Origin of the sequence: Mesorhizobium sp. M1E.F.Ca.ET.063.01.1.1 (genome assembly GCF_003998155.1) — a bacterium.
In the GTDB taxonomy this organism is placed as follows: domain Bacteria; phylum Pseudomonadota; class Alphaproteobacteria; order Rhizobiales; family Rhizobiaceae; genus Mesorhizobium.
In genome coordinates, this window is record NZ_RZSC01001192.1 from 1 (window position 1) to 1,170 (window position 1,170).

At 69.5% G+C, this 1,170-nt stretch carries 2 protein-coding genes; both read left to right on the plus strand.

What is annotated here, in order from left to right; all coding sequences use genetic code 11:
- Positions 1-526 (plus strand): 4-hydroxythreonine-4-phosphate dehydrogenase PdxA (locus EOA29_RS37160; RefSeq protein ID WP_189479131.1); only part of this gene is annotated, 526 nt, incomplete at its 5' end.
- A gap of 7 nt (positions 527-533) precedes the next feature.
- Positions 534-1,170, plus strand: a 637-nt coding sequence (rsmA, locus tag EOA29_RS37165) for a 16S rRNA (adenine(1518)-N(6)/adenine(1519)-N(6))-dimethyltransferase RsmA (RefSeq protein ID WP_127222441.1), incomplete at its 3' end; no start/stop codon positions are given.

Genomic DNA, 1,170 nt, shown 5'->3' on the forward strand with positions numbered 1-1,170 from the left:
CGTTCCGGTCACCATCCACATCCCGCTCGCCGAGGTGCCGAAGGTCCTGACGACGGTGCTGATCGTGGCCACCGGGCGCATCACCGCCGCCGATCTCAAAAGCCGCTTCGGCATCGCGCGGCCGCGGCTCGCCATTGCCGGGCTCAATCCGCATGCCGGCGAGGGCGGCACTATAGGCTCGGAGGATCTGTCCATCGTCCTTCCGGCCGTCGAGGCGCTCAAAAGCGAAGGCATCGACGCAGTCGGACCGCTGGCGGCCGACACCATGTTCCATCCGCGGGCACGCGCGGGCTATGACGCCGCGCTCTGCATGTATCACGACCAGGCGCTGATCCCGGCCAAGACGCTGGCTTTCGACGAGGCCGTCAACGTGACGCTCGGCCTGCCCTTCATCCGCACCTCGCCCGACCATGGCACGGCCTTCGACATCGCCGGCAAGGGCATTGCGCGTGCCGACAGCCTGATCGCGGCGCTGAGGCTAGCGCGCCGGCTCGCCGACAGCGGCCGCCAGGCCGCGGCCGCATGAGGCTCGATTGAACGGGGGGCGCACGACCATCGACGGATTGCCGCCGCTGCGCGAAGTGATCGAGCGCCACGGCTTGCAGGCGAAGAAGGCGCTCGGCCAGAACTTCCTGCTCGACCTCAATCTGACGAGCAAGATCGCGCGCGCGGCCGGCGAGCTCGGCGAGGCGACGGTGATCGAGGTCGGCCCCGGCCCCGGCGGGCTGACCAGGGCGCTGCTCTTCAACGGCGCACGGCGCGTGATCGCCATCGAACGCGACGAGCGCTGCCTGGAGGCGCTGGCGGAGGTCTCCAGCCATTATCCCGGCCGGCTCGAGGTCATTCCCGGCGATGCGCTGAAGACGGATTTCGCCGCGCTCGCCCGCACGGCGGATGGCGGCCCGGTGAAGATCGCCGCCAACCTGCCCTACAATATCGGCACCGAGCTTCTGATCCGCTGGCTGACGGTGGCCGAGTGGCCGCCCTTCTATCAATCGATGACGCTGATGTTCCAGCGCGAGGTGGCCGAGCGCATCACCGCCGGCCCGGGCAGCGACGCCTACGGCCGGCTCGGCGTGCTTGCCGGCTGGCGCACCGAGGCAAGAATCGCCTTCGACGTGCCCCCGCAGGCTTTTACCCCGCCGCCCAAGGTAACCTCCTCGGTAGTGC